This window comes from Pigmentiphaga soli (assembly GCF_039541095.1).
GTDB classification, from domain to species: Bacteria; Pseudomonadota; Gammaproteobacteria; order Burkholderiales; family Burkholderiaceae_B; genus Pigmentiphaga; species Pigmentiphaga soli.
Genome location: NZ_BAABFO010000029.1, coordinates 1 through 17,948 on the forward strand (window position 1 = coordinate 1; position 17,948 = coordinate 17,948).

At 70.3% G+C, this 17,948-nt stretch carries 14 protein-coding genes; 3 read left to right on the forward strand and 11 right to left on the reverse strand.

Annotated elements, in window-relative coordinates; genetic code table 11:
* The 6 genes from ABD927_RS21245 to ABD927_RS21270 form a co-directional block, all read right to left on the reverse strand.
* The coding region (locus ABD927_RS21245; RefSeq protein ID WP_345251870.1) for an Rpn family recombination-promoting nuclease/putative transposase at positions 1-243 on the reverse strand (243 nt) is incomplete at its 3' end.
* Between the two features lie 103 nt (positions 244-346).
* The gene (locus ABD927_RS21250; protein ID WP_345251872.1) at positions 347-1,114 is read right to left on the reverse strand and encodes a DNA-binding transcriptional regulator; all 768 of its coding nucleotides are present in this window, start codon (positions 1,112-1,114) and stop codon (positions 347-349) included.
* A gap of 28 nt (positions 1,115-1,142) precedes the next feature.
* Positions 1,143-1,367: a formate dehydrogenase subunit delta gene (locus ABD927_RS21255; RefSeq protein WP_345251873.1), complete on the reverse strand. Its 225-nt coding sequence runs from the start codon at positions 1,365-1,367 to the stop codon at positions 1,143-1,145.
* Between the two features lie 9 nt (positions 1,368-1,376).
* Positions 1,377-4,325 carry a molybdopterin-dependent oxidoreductase gene (locus tag ABD927_RS21260; RefSeq protein WP_345251874.1) on the reverse strand — a complete coding sequence of 983 codons (2,949 nt, stop codon included), beginning with the start codon at positions 4,323-4,325 and terminating at the stop codon, positions 1,377-1,379.
* 13 nt (positions 4,326-4,338) lie between these two features.
* On the reverse strand, positions 4,339-5,910 hold the full coding sequence (locus tag ABD927_RS21265; RefSeq protein ID WP_345251875.1) for a formate dehydrogenase beta subunit: 1,572 nt from the start codon (positions 5,908-5,910) through the stop codon (positions 4,339-4,341).
* Between the two features lie 61 nt (positions 5,911-5,971).
* Positions 5,972-6,460: a formate dehydrogenase subunit gamma gene (locus tag ABD927_RS21270; RefSeq protein ID WP_425570330.1), complete on the reverse strand. Its 489-nt coding sequence runs from the start codon at positions 6,458-6,460 to the stop codon at positions 5,972-5,974.
* Positions 6,461-6,830: 370 nt separating this feature from the next.
* Here ABD927_RS21270 and ABD927_RS21275 point away from each other — a divergent pair, with 370 nt between their 5' ends.
* The 3 genes from ABD927_RS21275 to ABD927_RS21285 all read left to right on the forward strand — a co-directional run bounded on the left by ABD927_RS21275 (position 6,831) and on the right by ABD927_RS21285 (position 12,016).
* Positions 6,831-9,068, forward strand: a complete 2,238-nt coding sequence (locus ABD927_RS21275; RefSeq protein ID WP_345251876.1) for a putative bifunctional diguanylate cyclase/phosphodiesterase — start codon at positions 6,831-6,833, stop codon at positions 9,066-9,068.
* 22 nt (positions 9,069-9,090) lie between these two features.
* On the forward strand, positions 9,091-10,968 hold the full coding sequence (locus tag ABD927_RS21280) for a sensor histidine kinase (RefSeq protein WP_345251877.1): 1,878 nt from the start codon (positions 9,091-9,093) through the stop codon (positions 10,966-10,968).
* Between the two features lie 88 nt (positions 10,969-11,056).
* A complete protein-coding gene (locus ABD927_RS21285) occupies positions 11,057-12,016 on the forward strand; it encodes a LysR family transcriptional regulator (RefSeq protein ID WP_345251878.1) in 960 nt (319 codons plus the stop codon).
* On the opposite strand, the gene ABD927_RS21290 is transcribed toward ABD927_RS21285, so the two are convergent.
* Genes ABD927_RS21290 through ABD927_RS21310 form a run of 5 tightly spaced genes read right to left on the reverse strand, consistent with a single transcriptional unit; the run spans position 12,013 to position 17,926 of the window.
* Positions 12,013-13,491 carry an aldehyde dehydrogenase gene (locus ABD927_RS21290; protein ID WP_345251879.1) on the reverse strand — a complete coding sequence of 493 codons (1,479 nt, stop codon included), beginning with the start codon at positions 13,489-13,491 and terminating at the stop codon, positions 12,013-12,015. The two genes, ABD927_RS21285 and ABD927_RS21290, sit on opposite strands and share 4 nt — an antisense overlap.
* 29 nt (positions 13,492-13,520) lie before the next feature.
* Positions 13,521-13,910: a carboxymuconolactone decarboxylase family protein gene (locus tag ABD927_RS21295; protein WP_345251880.1), complete on the reverse strand. Its 390-nt coding sequence runs from the start codon at positions 13,908-13,910 to the stop codon at positions 13,521-13,523.
* Positions 13,907-15,304, reverse strand: coding sequence for an MmgE/PrpD family protein (locus ABD927_RS21300; protein WP_345251881.1), 1,398 nt, complete (start codon positions 15,302-15,304; stop codon positions 13,907-13,909). Before ABD927_RS21300 ends, ABD927_RS21295 begins: the two co-directional genes overlap by 4 nt.
* Positions 15,304-16,950 carry a thiamine pyrophosphate-binding protein gene (locus tag ABD927_RS21305; protein ID WP_345251882.1) on the reverse strand — a complete coding sequence of 549 codons (1,647 nt, stop codon included), beginning with the start codon at positions 16,948-16,950 and terminating at the stop codon, positions 15,304-15,306. Before ABD927_RS21305 ends, ABD927_RS21300 begins: the two co-directional genes overlap by 1 nt.
* A gap of 10 nt (positions 16,951-16,960) precedes the next feature.
* Complete coding sequence (locus ABD927_RS21310; RefSeq protein WP_345251883.1) at positions 16,961-17,926, reverse strand: tripartite tricarboxylate transporter substrate binding protein; 966 nt, start codon at positions 17,924-17,926, stop codon at positions 16,961-16,963.
* Positions 17,927-17,948 lie beyond the last annotated feature (22 nt).

Here is a 17,948-nt window from a genome sequence, read left to right on the forward strand (position 1 = left end):
GCTACGCGACTGGAATTCCAGCAGCAGGTAGACGTAGACCCACCGAGCACGGCTGTGCACCCGCCAGACCATGTCGCTTTCGCGCCGGCGGCGGTCGCCGGTCACGAAGGACGAGGCGACGCGTTCGAGCGTGGACAGGTCCAGGGCCGCTACCCACTCCTCGCGCACGAAGCCGCGCAGCAGCGCGGCCACCATCGGCGATTGGGAGAACAGCAACTTGTAGGTGGCGTCGTGGTCCGGCATGGCGAGCAATGCGGTGAAGAGTCGGACTGCACTCTATCGCCTGCCACCCCGACCGGATATACGTAGTGGGATACAAGTGTCCGTAGGCCCGCCCCCCCGCGCCTCACAGCTTGCCCAGCCGCTCCGTCACCTCGCGCGACAGCGCCAGCATGGGTTCCAGATAGCGTTCCACCGCCTGCTCGTTGCTGAGCACCGAGGCGATCCAGGTCATGCCGACGGAGGCGATCACCCGCCGGTTCTCGAACACCGGCACCGCCAGGGTGCCCGATACCGGGCGGATGCCGGGCAGGCGCAGCGCATAGCCCTGCTTGCGGATCTGGCTCAGCGCGGCGGCCATCGCGCGGCGGTCGTGCGCCAGCGCGTCTTCGGCGTTTTCGGACAGGCGCAGGATGTCGAGCAGGGCCTTGCGCTCTTCGCGGCCGCAGAAGGCCAGGTAGGCGCGGCCCAGCGCGCGGCCGGCCAGGCTCAGCCGCATGTTGATGGTGGAGTGCAGCAGCGCCAGCGGCGAATTCGGGATCGAGCTGTAGCGCACGATGACGGCGTCGTAGTCGGGCACCGCAACGGCCAACGGCCACTTGATCTTCTTGGTCAGCGCCTCGACCGGCTCGGCCGCGGCCTCGACGATGCGCGGCACGCCGTGATAGCCCGACGACAGGCGCTTGACGCCGGAGGCCAGGCCGTAGGTGCCGTACTGCGGGGCGCGCGCCACCAGTTCCTTGCGCTGCAGGGTCTCCAGCAGCCGGACCAGGGTGGGCTTGGGAATGCCGGTCTGGCGGTGCAGGACGTCGAGCGAGCTCAGCGGCTGGCGGTTGAGCGCCAGCAGCAGGTCGATCGCGCGTTCGACCGAGCGGACGGGGGAGAACGAATTCATGGCAGCCGTCGGAAGGAGGCCGGCACGCTCAGGACGCGACCAGATCGCGGTGCGTACGTAGCGCCTCCAGCACGAAGTCGTTCAACCCGGCGCCGCCGGTATCCAGGTGCTCCAGCATCTGCCGGCGCATGCGCGGCTCCCAGAACTTGCGGATGTGGTCGGCCACGCCGTGCAGCGCCGCGCCGCGGTCGGGCATGGCATCGAAGAAATCGCCGATCCGGTTGGCCATGCGGACCAGGTTGTCGGTATCCATCGCCCGCCCCTAATCGGCCGAGGCCTCGGCGCCGCGCGCGCGTTCCAGCAGATCCTGCTGCACCCGCGCGAAACGCGAGAACTCCTGCTGCCAGGCCGACGGCTGCGCCACCGGCAGCACCTGCACCGCTGTCACCTTGTATTCCGGGCAGTTGGTGGCCCAGTCGGAACTGTCGGTGGTGATGACGTTGGCGCCCGACTCGGGAAAGTGGAAGGTGGTGTAGACCACGCCGGGCTGCATGCGCTCGGTGATCCGCGCGCGCAGCACGGTCTGGCCGGCGCGGCTTTCGATGCCGACCCAGTCGCCGTCCTCGATGCCGCGGTCCTCGGCGTCGTGCGGATGGATTTCGAGCCGGTCTTCGCCGTGCCAGACGTTGTTGGCGGTGCGCCGGGTCTGCGCGCCCACGTTGTACTGCGACAGGATGCGCCCGGTGGTCAGCAGCAGCGGGAAGCGCTGGGTGACCTTTTCGTCGGTCGGCACGTATTTGGTGATGATGAAGCGGCCCTTGCCGCGCACGAAGGCGTCCACGTGCATGGTCTCCTGGCCGCCTTCCGGCGTGTCGCCGTTGCACGGCCATTGCACGCTGCCCAGCCGCTCGATCTTCTCGAACGACACGCCGCGGAAGGTGGGCGTGAGCGCGGCGATCTCGTCCATGATCTCGCCCGGGTGGCGGTAGTCCATCTGCATGCCGAGCGCCTGCGCCAGCTTGACCGTGATTTCCCAGTCGGCATGGCCGCCCAGCGGCGGCATGACCCTGGCGACGCGCGAAATGCGCCGTTCGGCGTTGGTGAAGGTGCCGTCTTTCTCCAGGAACGACGAACCTGGCAGGAAGACGTGGGCGTACTTGGCCGTTTCGTTCAGGAACAGGTCCTGCACGACGATGCATTCCATCGCCATCAGCGCCGCCGCCACGTGCTGCGTGTCGGGGTCGGACTGCACCACGTCCTCGCCTTCGCAGTACAGGCCCTTGAAGCTGCCGGCGATGGCCGCGTCGAACATATTGGGCAGCCGCAGGCCCGGCTCTGGATCGAGCCGCACGCCCCAGGCGGCCTCGAATTCGCCGCGCACGGTGCTGTCGGAAATATGGCGGTAGCCGGGCAGTTCGTGCGGGAACGAGCCCATGTCGCACGAGCCCTGCACGTTGTTCTGGCCGCGCAGCGGATTCACGCCCACGCCCTCGCGGCCGACGTTGCCGGTGGCCATGGCCAGGTTGGCGATGCCCATCACCATGGTGGCGCCCTGGGCGTGTTCGGTCACGCCCAGTCCGTAGTAGATCGCGGCGTTGGGACGGCCCGAGATCGGCGTGCGCCGGCCGTCGCCCGTCTCACCGGCCCCGTGGCCCTCGGCATCGCCGGACCCGCCGCCGGCCGAACCGGTCGCGTACAGCCGCGCCGCGGCGCGCAGCGTTTCGGCCGGCACCCCGCACACCGGCGCCATCGCCTCGGGCGAATTCTCGGGCCGCGCCACGAACTCGCGCCACTCGCGATAGCTCTGCGCGTCGCAGCGCCCGGCCACGAAGGCGGCGTCTTCCAGGCCCTCGGTAACGACCACGTGGGCCAGCGCGTTGATCACCGCCACGTTGGTGCCGGGCCTGAGCTTGAGGTGGAAGTCGGCCCGCACGTGCGGCGACTTGACCAGGTCGATCGAACGCGGATCGATCACGATCAGCCGCGCGCCCTGCCGCAGCCGCTTCTTCATGCGCGAGCCGAACACCGGATGGCCGTCGGTCGGGTTGGCGCCGATCACCATGATGACGTCGGCCTTCTCCACCGACTTGAACGTTTGCGTGCCGGCCGAGGTGCCGTAGGTCTGGCCCAGGCCGTAGCCGGTGGGCGAGTGGCAGACGCGGGCGCAGGTGTCGACGTTGTTGTTGCCGAAGGCCCCGCGCACCAGCTTCTGGACCAGGTAGGTCTCTTCGTTGGTGCAGCGCGACGAGGTGATGCCGCCGACCGCCTCGCGGCCGTACTCGGCCTGGATGCGGCGGAACTGGCCGGCGGCGTAGGCAATGGCCTCGTCCCAGCTCACCTCGCGCCACGGATCCGTGATCTTCGCGCGGATCATCGGCTTGGTGATGCGGTCTTTGTGGGTGGCGTAGCCCCAGGCGAAGCGGCCCTTCACGCAGGAATGGCCATCGTTGGCCTTGCCGTCTTTCCACGGCACCATGCGCACCACCTGGCTGCCCTTCATCTCGGCCTTGAAGCCGCAGCCCACGCCGCAGTAGGCGCAGGTGGTGATCACGCTGTGCTCGGGCAGGCCGAGCTCGATCACGGTCTTTTCCTGCAGCGTGGCGGTCGGGCAGGCCTGCACGCAGGCGCCGCAGCTCACGCATTCGGAATCGAGGAAGGGCTCGTCCATCCCGGCCGACACGCGCGACTCGAAACCGCGGCCGCCGATCGTCAACGCGAAGGTGCCCTGCGTTTCCTCGCAGGCGCGCACGCAGCGGTTGCAGACGATGCACTTGGAGGGGTCGTAGGCGAAGTACGGGTTGGATTCGTCCTTGGCGGCGCCGAGATGGTTGGCGCCGTCGAAGCCGTAGCGCACCGCGCGCAGCCCGGTCACGCCGGCCATTTCCTGCAGTTCGCAGTCGCCGTTGGCCGAACAGGTCAGGCAGTCCAGCGGGTGGTCGGAGATGTACAGCTCCATCACGCCCTTGCGCAGTTCCTGCAGGCGCGGGGTCTGCGTGCGGACCTTCATGCCGGCCTCGGCCGGGGTCGTGCAGGAAGCCGGGAAGCCGCGCCGGCCCTCGATCTCGACCAGGCACAGGCGGCACGACCCGAACGGCTCCAGGCTGTCGGTGGCGCACAGCTTCGGCACCTTGATGCCCGCCTCGGCCGCCGCGCGCATCAGCGAGGTGCCGGCCGGCACGCTCACCGGCGCGCCGTCGATCTCCAGCGTGACCCGCTCGGCCGATTCGCGCCGCGGCGTGCCGTAGTCCATGTCTTGCGGAAGATGCGGCATGATTGTCTCCTTTCTAGGCGGCGCGGCCGGTTTCGCCCGTCCCCAGGCCAAAATCCCTGGGATAGTGGTTCAGGGCCGATAGCACCGGGTACGGCGTCATGCCGCCCATCGCGCACAGCGAGCCGTTCAGCATGGTGTCGCACAGGTCGCGCAGCAGCCGTTCCTGCTGCCGGCGCTGTTCCGGCAGCTCGGCGGCCCGCAGGCGGTCGATGACCTCCACCCCGCGGGTCGAGCCGATGCGGCACGGGGTGCACTTGCCGCACGATTCGATGGCGCAGAACTCCATCGCGTAGCGCGCCAGCCCGGCCAGGTCGGCGCCGTCGTCGTGCACCACGATGCCGCCGTGCCCCACCACCGCCCCCATCGCGGCATAGGCTTCGTAGTCGAGCGGCACGTCCCACTGCGACTCGGGCACGTAGGCCCCCAGCGGGCCGCCCACCTGCACCGCCTTGATCGGCCGCCCCGTGGCCGAGCCGCCGCCGAAGTCGTACAGCAGTTCGCGCAGCGTGACGCCGAAGGCCTTTTCCACCAGGCCGCCGTGCCGGATGTTGCCGGCCAGCTGGATCGGCAGCGTGCCGTGCGAGCGGCCCACGCCGTAGTCGCGATAGAAGGCGGGGCCGCGCGCCAGGATCAGCGGCACGCTGGCGAAGGTGATGACGTTGTTGATCACGGTGGGCTGGCCGAACAGGCCTTGCAGCGCGGGCAGCGGCGGCTTGGCGCGCACCGTGCCGCGCCGGCCTTCCAGGCTTTCCAGCAGCGCGGTTTCCTCGCCGCACACGTAGGCGCCGGCGGCCTTGCGCACTTCCAGCCGGAACGCGCGGCCGGCGCCGAGGATGTCGTCGCCCAGCAGGCCGTGCGCCAGCGCGATGCGGATCGCCTCTTCCAGCGTGGCGACGGCATGCGGATATTCGGAGCGCACGTACACATAGCCGCGGGTGGCGCCGGTGGCCAGCGCGGCGATGGTCATGCCCTCGATCAGCATGAACGGGTCGCCTTCCATCGTCATGCGGTCGGAGAAGGTGCCCGAATCGCCTTCGTCGGCATTGCAGACCACGTATTTCTGCGCGGCCCGGGCCTGGCGCACGGTCTTCCACTTGATGCCGGCCGGGAAGGCGGCGCCGCCGCGGCCGCGCAGGCCGGACTGCAGCACGTCGTCGATGATGGCCTCGGGCGTCTTGGCCAGCGCGCGCTCCAGGCCGGCGTAGCCGCCCAGCGCGCGGTAGTCGTCCAGCGACAGCGGGTCGGTCACGCCCATCCGCGCGAAGGTCAGGCGCTCCTGGCGCGCCAGGTAGGCAATGGCATCGGTCAGCCCATGGCACAGCGGATGCGGGGCGCCGGCCAGCAGGCCGGCGTCGAGCAGGGCGGGAACGTCGGCGGCGTCGACCGGGCCGTAGGCGACGCGGCCGCGCGGGGTTTCCACCTCGACCAGCGGTTCGAGCCAGAACAGGCCGCGCGAGCCGTTGCGCACCAGCCGGATCGGCAGCCCGCGCCGGCCGCATTCGGCCTGCAGCGCGTAGGCGACCTCGTCGGCGCCGACCGCCAGCGCGGCCGAATCGCGTGGCACGTAGACGGCGGCGGGTTTCATGCCGGCCCCCGGCGGGACGCGCGCCCGGCGGCTGGACGGGCGGACGGATTGGCGAGCATGGTCATTCCCCCGTCTCCGCCAGTTGCGCCAGCACCCGTTCGAAGCGCTGCGGCGTCATGCGCGCATAGGGGCGCCCGTCCACCGCCAGGGCCGGCGACGACGCGCACAGGCCCAGGCAGTACACCGGCTCGACGGTGAAGCGGCCGTCGGCGCCGGCATCGGCGCCGGGACAGCCCAGGCGCTCGCGCACGTGGGCCAGCAGTTGTTCGCCGCCGAGCGCGCGACAGGATTCGGCGCGGCACACCTGCACGCGGTGGCGGCCGCCCGGCTCCGAGCGGAAATGATGGTAGAAGGTGAGCACGCCGTAGACCTCGGCGCGCGACAGGTTCAGCGCGTCGGCAAGCTGCGGCACGGCGGCGCGCGGGACGTAGCCGAGTTCGTCCTGCAGGTGGTGCAGCACGGGCAGCAGGGCGCCCGGCTTGTGACCATGCTCGAGCAGAGCGGCCCGCACGGCGGCGGCTTCGACGGTGGCGGCGGTCATGGATTCCATGGTGCCGATCATGATACAGGCTGCGCCCCGTTGCGCGGCATACCGCCATCAGGGCCGACCCGCGCGCGGCCCGGCTCACGCCGCGCCGGCGGCGTACGGCAGCGGCAGATAGTGGGTCGGGCGTGGGCACGGCCATCGCGATCGGTCATACTATCCCTACTCCTTGCCGGCCGGCTTTTGCGCGATGCGCATCCACAGGCTGTTGGCGTTACGTCACTTCTTTTGTACCATTTGGTTACACCATCCATCAAATGCGCGCCGGCCGCCCATGGCGTGCCGAGCAATCCGGCCACGGCCGCGCGGCGCCGTGCGACAGCGGAATGCGCGCCAGCGGCTCAAGCCGGGCCCCGCGCCGTCGAGGAGAAGCGGTATGCAAGGCCAACGCCCCGAAGCAGCCGGCCATGAAGATGCCGAGGCCGCTTTTACATTTCTGCCGGAAGCCGCCGCGTCGCAAGAGGGCGCCGGCGGGCCGGAATTGATCGTCCTGACGGTCGACGACGACGCCGAGTTCCAGCGCTCCATCCGTCTCGCGCTGGACGGCTTCCGTTTCCAGGGCGCGCCGGTGCGTCTGCTGGCGGCATCGTCGGCGGCGGAGGCCGCGCAGGTGCTCGCGGCCGAGCCCTGCATCGCCGTCATGATCCTCGACGTGGTCATGGAAACCGACGACGCCGGCCTGCGCATGGTCAAGAGCGTGCGCGAGGTGCTCGGCAATGCCGAGATCCGCATCGTGCTGGTCACCGGCCAGCCCGGCATGAGCTCGATGCGGGCCTCGCTCGACCAGCTCGACATCAGCGACTACTGGCTCAAGACCGACCTCACCCAGGCGCGCCTGCTGGGCATCCTGACGGCCAACCTGCGCACCTGGGAACAGATCCGCGCGCTGGGCCGGGCGCGCCGCGGCCTGCAAGTGATCGCCGAAGCCAGCAACAACCTGATCCGCGCCCGCGGGCTGGCCGATTTCTCGCAGCGCATGATGGCCGAACTGTGCCGCCTGCTGCACCTGGAGCCCGAAGGCATCGTCTGCGTGCAGGAAGCGGCCGACGGCGATCCGCTCGACGCGCTGATCGTGGGCGCCTCCGGCCAGCTGGCGGCCAACGTGTCGCAACGGTTGTCCACGCTGTCCGACGAACGGATCCGCGGCCTGCTGCGCCGCAGCCTGGCCGAACGCACCGGCATCGAATCCGAGGCCAGCCAGGTACTGTTCTTCTCCGGCGGCGAAAGCCCGCGCGCCGCCGTCTATCTCGCCACCGGCCGCCCGCTCGACCCGACCGAGCGCGAATTGCTGCGCGTGTTCTCCAGCAACATCAACTCGGGCCTGATCAACGTCTCGCTCACCAGCCGGCTCGACCGCATCGCCTACGAAGACCCGCTGCTGGGCATACCCAACGCCAACGCGCTGCTGCGCCACGTGGAGATCGTGCTCGACACCCCGGGCCCGCGCAACCGCACGCTGCTGCTGCTCGATCTGGACCAGTACTCGGCCGGCAGCCTGTCGCTCGGCATCGAGCAGGGCGACCTGATGCTCAAGAAGATGGCGCGGCGGCTGCGCAGCGTGTTCCCGCCGCCCAGCATCGTCGCGCGGCTGCACGACGACACCTTCGCCGTCCTCGGCCACAGCCGGCTGCTGCGGCCCGAGTGCATCGTCCAGCTCGAGTCGCTGGACCCCGAAGACCCGACCCATCCGCCCTTCATCAGCATCGGCGCCGGCCGGCTCGACCTCGACCTGTACCAGGGTTCGGCGCGCGGCGCGATGGCGATGGCCTCGCTGCTGCTCAAGCGCGCGCGCTCGCAGGGGCTGAGCCAATGGGTGGACTACCAGCCCGGCATCGAACGCGAGACCGACCAGCGCTTCACCCGTTCGCGCGAGCTCTACCACGCGCTGCACGGCAACGAGATCGGCATCGAATTCCAGCCGCAGATCGAACTGGCCACCGGCCGCATCGTGGCCGCCGAGGCCCTGGCGCGCTGGACCCGCCCCAACGGCGTGCGGATCCCGCCGGCCGAATTCATTCCGATGGCCGAGGCCAACGGCCTGATCGTGCCGCTCGGCCAGCGGGTGCTGGAATTGGCCTGCCGGGCGGTCAACGCGCTCGACGCAGCCGGCTTTCCCGGGGTCCCGATCGCCGTCAATGTCTCGGCGCTGCAACTGGCCCAGCGCGACTTCGTCGCCCGACTGCAGGAAACCATCGCCCGCTACGGCGTCGCGCCGGGCCGGATCGAAATCGAACTGACCGAATCGGCGGCGATGGGCAACTGGCAGGGCAATAGCGACACCCTGCTGACCCTGCGCCAGGCGGGCTTCCCGATCGCCATCGACGACTTCGGCACCGGCTATTCCTCGTTGGGCTATCTGCGCACGCTGCCGGCCACCACGCTGAAGGTGGACCGCTGCTTCGTCGACGAGATCGGCGTGATCCCCGAGAACCGCACCATCGCCGACATGGTGATCCGGCTCGGCCGGCAGTTCGACATGCTGGTCGTGGCCGAGGGGGTGGAAACGCCGGAACAGCTGGCATGGCTGAAAGCGCACGGTTGCCCGCGGGCGCAAGGCTATCTGTTCGGCCGGCCCGATACGCTGGACGCGTTCATCGCGCGCCTGCGCGCCTGACGCCGCCGGCCCGCCCCGCCCCGTGCTGCGCTTCGTCAAACGCCGGCTGCCGCTGATCGTCGTGCCTTGGGTGGCCGTGATCGCGCTCGGCTTCCCGCTGCTGTGGCAGACCATCGACGCCACGGTCGAAGGCCCGCTCACGCGCGACCGCGACGACACGCTGCGCGAATCGGCCGACATCCTGTCGCGCACGATAGACAACGCCAGCCGCGACACGCTGTTCCTGAGCGACGTGCTGGGCCGGCTGCCGGCCGCCGACGAGGCCGGCCAGTCGATGCTGGACGCGCTGTTCGCCACCTTCGCGGCCAGTTCCCGGGCCTACGAGCGGGTGCGCTGGATCGACGAGCGCGGCCGCGAGCGCATCCGTGTCGACAGCCGCAACGGCGGCGCGGCGCTGGCCGCGCCCGCGGGACAGCGGCAGCGCGAGCGCCAGCCGTATTTCATCGGCGCTGCCGAGCTGCCGCCCGGCAGCGTGTACCTTTCCGCGATCCAGCTGAACGACGAAGACGGCGCAGTGGCGCAGCCGCACCTGCCCGTGCTGCGCGTGGCCACGCCGGTACTGCAGGCCGGCGTCCGGCGCGGCGTGGTCGTCATCGACTACCAGGCCGGCCGCCTGCTGCAACGGCTGGCCGGGCTGTCGAACCGGCAGGGCATCAGCGTCTACCTGGCCAACGACGCGGGCTACTGGATCCACGGCCCGGCGCCCGCCGACGACTGGGCCTGGCAGCTCGGCGCGCCGCAGCGCACCCTGGCGCAGACGCATCCGGGGCTGTGGCGGGCGATGCGCCTGCGGCAACAGGGCGTGTTCGACGACCGCTCCGGCAGCTGGGCCTTCGCCCGCTTCGAGCCGGGCGGGGCCGACGCCGAACTGCCGCTGGCCGCGCGCGACCTGGACCTGTACCTGCTGGTCAACATCAATCCCGGACAATTGCGGGCATTGGCCTGGCGGTGGCAGCCGGCGCTGATCGTGCTGATGGCGCTCACCGCGCTGAGCGCCGCCTACTACGCCGTCAGCATGCTGCGCGGCATGGCCAAGGAAGAACGCCAGCGCCGCGAGCTGCAGGCGGCCAACGAATCGCTGGCGGCCGCCAACGAGCGGCTGCGCAGCATGCAGAAAGACCTCGTGCGAGCCGAGCGGCTGTCCTCGCTGGGGATGGTGGTGGCCGGCGTGGCGCACGAGCTGAACACCCCGCTGGGCAGCGCCACGCTGGCGCTCAGCACGGTCCGGCAGCACCTGGCCACGCTGCGCGGCCGGCTCGCCGCGGGCCTGCGCAAGTCCGACCTGGAGCGCTTTCTGCAGAACGGCGAGCACGGGCTGGAACTGGCCGCGGCGGCGATCCGGCGTTCGTCGGGCATCGTGCAGCGCTTCAAGCAGGTGGCGGTCGACCGCAGCACCATGGAGCGGCGCAGTTTCGACCTGGCGCAGGCCATCATCGACGCCGAGCCGCGGCTGGCGCTGTGGAGCCCCGACGACCCGGTCGCCCTCAAGCTGGATCTGGAGCCGGGGCTGGCGATGGACAGCTACCCCGGCCCGCTGGGGCAGGTCATCGCCAATCTGCTCGACAACGCGCTCAAGCATGCCTTCGCCGACGGCAGCCCGGGCCTCATCACGATCCGCTCGCGCGCGCAAGGCGCCGGCCACGTCTCGATCCGTTTTTCGGACAACGGCGCCGGCATCCCGGAAAAAAACCTGCAGGCCGTGTTCGAGCCCTTCTTCACCACCAGCCGCCACCGCGGCGGCACCGGCCTGGGGCTGCACATCTCCCACCAGTTGGTGACGGAGGTGCTGGGCGGCAGCATCGCCGCGCTGAACCAGGGCGCCGACGGCCGCCACGGCACGACCTTCGTGCTGCACCTGCCGCGGCGGGCGCCCGACCGGCCGCCCGAAGCAGCCGGCTGAGGCCAGGGGCATTGCTAGCTATCGGCTCGCGGGCCCCTGTGCAATCATGGCCCCGCCCGGGCGGCAGCGCCCGCACGAAGCGGATGCCATGGAACTCAAGCAGCTCGAATACTTCCTCGCGATCGTCGAGACCGGCGCGTTCTCGCGGGCGGCGCTGAAGCTGTCGGTGGGCCAGCCGGTGCTGAGCCGGCAGATCCGCGCGCTGGAGCTCGAACTGGGCGCAGACCTGTACCACCGCACCGGGCGCGGCATCGTGCTGACCGAGGCCGGCAAGATGCTGGCCGAACACGCGCAGGCGATGGCCGAACGCAGCGCGGTCATCAAGAGCGAATTCCGCGCGCTCGGCTCGGCGCTGATCGGCCGCGTGGCGATCGGCATGCCGCCGTCGGTGGGCGCGGTGCTGACCACGCCGCTGGTGGCCCGATTCCATCACGAGTATCCGCAAGTGTCGCTGGGCGTGACCGAAGGCTTCAGCGGCCACGTGCTGGAATGGCTGATCGATGCCCGCATCGACGTGGCCATTCTGTACAACGCGCCGCGCATCAGCACGCTGGCCGCCGACCCGCTGGTGACCGACGAACTGATCCTGCTGGGTCCGGTGGCCGACCCCGCCGGCGCCGGCAACGGCCAGGTCGAGGCCGAGCGGCTCAGCCGCATCCCGCTGATTCTGCCGAGCCGCCCGCACGGCCTGCGGGTAGTGGTGGACGAATGCCTGATGAAAGCCGGCATCCGCCCCAACATCCAGGTCGAGATCGACGCCATGCCGTCCACGCTGATGCTGGTCGAGCGCGGCGTGGCCTATACCATCCTGTCGTACTCCTGCGTGCACCACCTGGTGCAGGCCGGCCGGATCCGCTACTGGCCCATCGTCGAGCCCACGCTGACCCGCACCATGGTGCTGGCCACCTCCACCCAGCGGCCGGTGACCAAGGCGGCGCGCGTGCTGGCGCGCATGGCGCGCACGCAGATCCAGCTGATGGTGGACCAGGGAAGATGGCATCCCGGGCAGGGGCCGGCGGCCGCCCGGCCGCCGGATGCCCCCGGCTAGCGCATGATGAACGGGTTCGGCACCTCGGCCCCGGTGTCGATCCACACGCTTTTTTCCTGCAGGTATTCGCGGATCGCCGACAGGCCGCTTTCGCGGCCGATGCCCGAGCGCTTGTAGCCGCCGAAGGGCGACATGTAGCTGGTGGCGCGGTAGGTGTTGACCCAGACCGTGCCGGCTTCCAGCGCGTGCGACATGCGCAGCGCGCGGCCCATGTCGCGCGTCCACACGCCGGCGGCCAGGCCGTAGCGGCTGTCGTTGGCGATGCGTATGGCTTCTTCTTCGGTGTCGAACGGCAGGATGGCCAGCACCGGGCCGAATACTTCTTCCTGGGCGATCCGCATTTCGGGCGAAACGCCGGTGAAGATGGTGGGCTCGATGAACCAGCCCGTGCCGCATTCGGGGCGCTGCGCCGCGCCGCCGCCCAGCACGCAGCGCGCGCCTTCGTTGCGGGCGATGTCGATGTATTCCAGCACCTTGCCGTATTGCGGCCGGGTGGTGATCGGGCCGACCTGGGTACCCGGGTCGAGCGGGTTGCCCATGCGCGCGGTGCGGGCGAAATCCACCAGGCGGCGCACGAATTCCTCGTGCACCGGGCGGTGCACCAGCGCGCGCGAACCGGCGATGCAGGTCTGGCCGGTGGCGGCGAAGATGCCGGAGATCACGCCTTTGACGGCGTTGTCGAGGTCGGCATCATCGAACACGATGTTGGCCGACTTGCCGCCCAGTTCCAGCGTGACCGGCTTGATGCCGCGCGCGGCGCGTTCGTACACGTGCTGGCCGGAGCCGTCGCCGCCGGTGAACGCCACCTTGGCCACGTCGGGATGGGTGACCAGCGGTTCGCCCACGTCGGCGCCGAAGCCGCACACGATATTGACCACGCCCGGCGGCAGGCCGGCCTGCTCGAACAGCCTGCCGAATTCCAGCGCCGATACCGAGGAATGCTCGGACGGCTTCCACACCACCGTGTTGCCGGCCGCCAGCGCCGGCGCCAGCTTCCAGGTGGCCAGCATCAGCGGCGAGTTCCATGGCGTGATGGCCGCCACCACGCCCAGCGGCTCTTCCACCGTGAAGTTGAAGCAGTTCGGCTTGTCGATCGGGATCACGCGGCCTTCCAGCTTGTCGGCCAGGCCGCCGAAGTAGTGGTACCAGTTCGGCATGTAGCGCAGCTGGGAGCGCATTTCGGAGATCAGCTTGCCGTTGTCGCGCGTTTCGATTTCGGCCAGGCGGTCGGCGTCGGCGGCGATCAGGTCGCCCAGGCGGCGCAGCAGCGCGCCGCGGGCGGTGGCCGTCAGCTTGCGCCATGCGGGGTCGTAGAAGGCCTTGCGCGCGGCCGCCACCGCGCGCGCGACGTCGTCGGCGCCGCCGCGCGGGATCAGGGCCCAAGGCTCGCCGGTGTAGGGATTGTAGGACTCGAACCACTGGCCCGTGGCCGGATCGACCCATTCGCCGCCGACCAGCATCTGGTATTTCTGCATTGCCGCCTCCGCCTGCGCGATGAAAAACCCTATTTTGCGCCGGTCTTGTCCTGTTCGGCGAACACCTCGCGCGCGATGCGGAAGGAGTCGACGCCGGCCGGGATGCCGCAATAGATGGCCACCTGCAGCATGACCTCGCGGATCTCGTCGCGCGACACGCCGTTGCGCAGCGCGCCGGCGATGTGCATCTTCAGTTCGTGCGGGCGGTTCAGCGCGCTGATCATGGCCAGGTTCAACATGCTGCGGAACTTGCGCGGCAGGCCTTCGCGGCCCCATACCGCGCCCCAGCAGTATTCGGTGGTCAGGCGCTGCATGGGCATGTTGAAGTCGTCGGCGCTGGCGATCGAGTTCTCGACGAATTCGGCGCCGAGGACGGATTTGCGGATGCTCAGGCCGCGCTGGAAAAGTTCGTCGTTCATCGTGGATCTCCTGAGGGGTGAAAAGTCGTTTGGCCGGACAGCAGCGCGATCCAGGCGCCGGCATCGTCCGCGTAGTCCAGCCCGTCGATGGCGGCTTCGATGCGTTCGGCGCGTCCGGCGCCGAACGCGTCGGCGCACGCGGCGCGAAAGCGCGCGCGGACCTGGGCGGGCGAGGCGTTGACCACGTCATCGAGGCGATGGCGGATACGCCTGCCGCCGGCCAGCGCGAGCTCGACCTCGCCGCCCTGCCGCGCCGGGAATGCGCGCGTCATTTCATCGTCGATTTCCAACCGGGTAAGGGCCAGCAGACGATGCAGGCGCGGATCGTCGAGCAACGCGAAGTTGCGTTCGGTCACGTCGCCTTCGATCAGCGCCGAGGCGACGCAGTACTGGATGCTCATCTTGGCTTGCAGCACCCGTTCGAACGGCCCGGTGAAATCGCAGCCGGGATACAGCGCGCCGGCGCGCGGCACGCGGATCGCGATCGAGGCGACGGCCTCGGCGGGCGCTGCCAGTTCGCTCGCCGCGGCGATCGCGGCCTGGCTGGCGGTCTGCGCGAAATTGCAGGCCGGCACGGGCTTGTGGTAGACGGCCAGGATCTCGGGCGCGACGCCGAACAGGCGCACGCCTTCCTGCGCGCCGGCCTTGCCGAGCGAGGCGAACAGGCCGGCCGGGCCGTCGAGCGCCGACGGCGAGCCGAAGGCGCCGGCCTGCGCCAACTGCACGGCGGTGACGCCGCTGCGCGCGGCCAGGCCCGGGTGGAAGAACATTTCGCTGCCGCCGGTGTGCGCCCATTCGTTCAGGCCGCCGGTGGCGTTGGCCGCCAGCGCCACCGCGCTGGCGATCTGCGCCGGCGCCAGGCCCAGCAGGCGGGCGCCGCCCGCCGCCGCGCCGATCGGGCCGGTGATGCCGGTGGGACGGCGGGTGCGCGCCAGTTCGGCATCGATGACCGCGCGGCCGACCTGGGCGCCGACCTCGTAGCCGAGCACGGCGGCGGCGATGAAGTCGCGGCCGGCCACCTTCCTGCCTTCGGCCAGCGCCATCAGCGCCGGCAGGATCGCCACGCCCAGGTGGCTGACGGCGCCGGCGTGCATGTCCTCGCGCACCAGGCCGTGGCCCATCGTGCCGTTGGCGAACGCGGCGTCGCCGCGCGCGGCGCGCCGCGGCCAGCCGATCACTGTGGCCGGGCCGCCGTCGCCGTTGTCACCGGCCGCGCCGGCCGCCACCGCCGCCTGCCGGCTCCACGGCAAGGCGCGCGCCTCCAGCGCGCAGCCGACCATGTCCATCAGGCACAGCTTGACCTTGCCGCGCGCGGCGACGTCGAGATCGCCGTAGCCGAACGCGTGGGCCTCGCGCCCGATGCGGGCGGCCAGGGGCTCGGGAGGGTGGCTCATCAGGTCAGCGCCTGCGCGAACTTGACCGTCACGGCGCGCGCCGCGAAATCGGTCACCACATTGACCACCGCCGGCCGGCCGGCGCGCACCGCTTCCCAGGCGCGTTCCAGCGCCGGGCGGATGTCCTGCGGCCGTTCGACGAACTCGCCGTGGCAGCCGAGCGCCCGCGCGATCTCGTCGAAGCGCGTATAGCCGAGTTCCCGGCCGGGCTTGTCGCGGTTCGGGTCGGCGGTCCAGCCGCCGTTCAGGCTGATCACCACCAGCACCGGCAGCCGGTGGCGCACGGCGGTATCGAGCTCCAGGCCGTTCATGCCGAACGAGCCGTCGCCGTGCAGCACCACCACCTGGGCGTCGGGCCGCGCGGCCTTGGCGCCCAGCCCGAACGGCAGGCCCACGCCCATGGTGCCGAAGGGGCCCGAGTTCAGCCGGCGGCCCGGCAGGTAGGAGGGGATGGTCTGGCGTCCGTAGTTCAGGATCTCCTGGCCATCGACCACCAGGATCGCATCGCGCTCGATGAAATCGCGCACCTCCTTGCACAGGCGCAGCGGATGGATCGGCACCTGGTCGGTGGCGATGGCCTGTTCCTGCTTCGGCCGGCGGGCCGCCTCGACCTCGCCCAGGCGACGGCGCCATGCGGCGTAACGTTCGGCCGACAGCCGCCCGGCCGCGGCATCCAGCAGCTGTTGCAGCACGGTGCGGGCATCGCCGACGATGCCGAGGTCGACCCGCGGGCTGGCGGCGACCTCGGCCGGGTCGATGTCGATCCGGACCATCTTCGCGCCGGCCGCGATGCGCGGCGGCAGGCCGCGGCTGAACACATAGTTCAGCCGGGTACCCACCACCAGCACCAGGTCGGCCTCGCCCATCGCGGTCGAGCGCGCGTTCGGCATCGCCTCGGGCAGGTCTTCGGCAATCACGCCGCGGCCCTGCGGCGTGGTGTAGAGCGGGACGCCGTAGCGCTGCGCCAGCTCGCGCAGCGCATCGCTGGCGCCCGACCACAGCACGCCGCTGCCCGACAGGATCACCGGGCGCTCGGCCCCTTCCAGCGAATCGACCACTTGGCGGACCTGGGCGGGGTCGGCCGCCGGCCGCGGCCGGGCCGCGGCGCGCGCCGGGTCGGGCCATGTCACCGACGATTCCTCCACCTGCCCGTACAGGACGTCGCTGGGCAGGTCCAGGTAGACCGGCCCCGGCTTGCCCGAGAAGGCCTGGCGGAAAGCCTGGTCGATCAGCTCGGGAATGCGGCGGGTTTCATAGACGCGCTCGGCCCATTTGGTGACCGGCTTCATGACGGCCACCTGGTCGAACTCCTGGAAGGCGCCGGTGCCGGCCTCGTTGAGCGGGCTGGAGCCGCCCAGCGCGACCACGGGCGCGCAATCGACCAGCGCGTTGGCCATGCCGGTGCCGAGGTTGATGGTGCCCGGCCCCGAGCAGGCCATGCACACGCCGACGCGGTTGGTGACGCGCGCATAGGCATGGGCCATCATCGCCGCCGCCTGTTCGTGCCGCACGTCGATGCCGCGCAGGCCGGCGTCGATCGCGCCTTTTTCCAGGGCCAGCATGGGCCCGCCCATCAGGAAGAAAAAAGTGTCGACGCCGTGGCGCCTGAGCGCCTCCACCGCCAGGGTGTTGCCGGAGACCAGCATATCGATTCCCCTATTCCGCCTGCGCGCCCGAGAGCTTCACCAGCTTCGCCCACTTCGGGATTTCGGTGGCGATGAAGGCCTTGAACTCCTCCGGCGTCTTGCCGGACGGATCGGAGCCCTGTTCGGCCAGCTTCTTCTTGACGTCGGGATCGGCCAGCACCTTCAGGATCGCCTTGTCGAGCTTGTCGACGATGTCCTTCGGCGTGCCGGCGGGCGCCATGATGGCGTTCCACAGCGCCACCTCGTAGCCGGGCAGTACCTCGCCGATGGCCGGCACGTCGGGCAGCAGCGAGGAGCGGTTGCGCGTGGTCACGCCCAGCGGCTTGAGCTTGCCGGCCTGGATGTGCGGCAGCACCTCGATCAGCGGCGCGAAGATCACCTGCACCTCGCCGCCCAGCAGCGCCGTCACCGCCGGGGCGCCGCCCTTGTAGGGAATGTGCTCCATGTCGATGCCGGTCATCGCGTTGAAGGTGGCGTTCGACAGGTGGTAGGAAGTGCCGCTGCCGCCGGTGGCGAAATTGAGCTTGGTGTCCTTCAGGTTCTTGGCGTAGGCGATGAATTCCTGCAGCGAGCCGACCTTCAGGAAGCTGGGATTGATCACCATCACGTTCGGGATGAAGGCGATGGTCGAGACCGGCTCGAAGTCCTTCATGAAGTCGTACGGCAGCGTCTTGTAGAGGCTGATGTTGGTGATGTGCGAGCTGGTGGCCATCAGCAGCGTGTAGCCGTCGGGCGGCGACTTCGCCACCACGTCGGCGCCGATGTTGCCGCCGGCGCCGGCGCGGTTGTCCACCACCACCGACTGGCCGAGTTCGCCGCGCAGCTTGTCGGCGATCAGGCGGCCGGTCACGTCGGTGCTGCCGCCCGGCGGGAAGGTCACCACCAGCTTGATGGGCTTGGAAGGCCAGGCATCGGCCGCGGCGGCGCCCTGCAGGGCCAGGGCGCCGTATAAGAGGGCAAGCGTCAAGAATCTCATTTCATGTCTCCGATGTTTTCTT

What these genes read in the sequence shown, in the direction of transcription:
- ABD927_RS21270 (WP_425570330.1), bottom strand. Translation starts at nt 6,460, where the DNA reads ATGGAATCCATGACCGCCGCCACCGTCGAAGCCGCCGCCGTGCGGGCC.
- ABD927_RS21300 (WP_345251881.1), bottom strand. Translation starts at nt 15,304, where the DNA reads ATGAGCCACCCTCCCGAGCCCCTGGCCGCCCGCATCGGGCGCGAGGCC.
- ABD927_RS21255 (WP_345251873.1), bottom strand. Translation starts at nt 1,367, where the DNA reads ATGGATACCGACAACCTGGTCCGCATGGCCAACCGGATCGGCGATTTC.
- ABD927_RS21295 (WP_345251880.1), bottom strand. Translation starts at nt 13,910, where the DNA reads ATGAACGACGAACTTTTCCAGCGCGGCCTGAGCATCCGCAAATCCGTC.
- ABD927_RS21285 (WP_345251878.1), top strand. Translation starts at nt 11,057, where the DNA reads ATGGAACTCAAGCAGCTCGAATACTTCCTCGCGATCGTCGAGACCGGC.
- ABD927_RS21275 (WP_345251876.1), top strand. Translation starts at nt 6,831, where the DNA reads ATGCAAGGCCAACGCCCCGAAGCAGCCGGCCATGAAGATGCCGAGGCC.
- ABD927_RS21250 (WP_345251872.1), bottom strand. Translation starts at nt 1,114, where the DNA reads ATGAATTCGTTCTCCCCCGTCCGCTCGGTCGAACGCGCGATCGACCTG.
- ABD927_RS21260 (WP_345251874.1), bottom strand. Translation starts at nt 4,325, where the DNA reads ATGCCGCATCTTCCGCAAGACATGGACTACGGCACGCCGCGGCGCGAA.
- ABD927_RS21290 (WP_345251879.1), bottom strand. Translation starts at nt 13,491, where the DNA reads ATGCAGAAATACCAGATGCTGGTCGGCGGCGAATGGGTCGATCCGGCC.
- ABD927_RS21310 (WP_345251883.1), bottom strand. Translation starts at nt 17,926, where the DNA reads ATGAGATTCTTGACGCTTGCCCTCTTATACGGCGCCCTGGCCCTGCAG.
- ABD927_RS21305 (WP_345251882.1), bottom strand. Translation starts at nt 16,950, where the DNA reads ATGCTGGTCTCCGGCAACACCCTGGCGGTGGAGGCGCTCAGGCGCCAC.
- ABD927_RS21265 (WP_345251875.1), bottom strand. Translation starts at nt 5,910, where the DNA reads ATGAAACCCGCCGCCGTCTACGTGCCACGCGATTCGGCCGCGCTGGCG.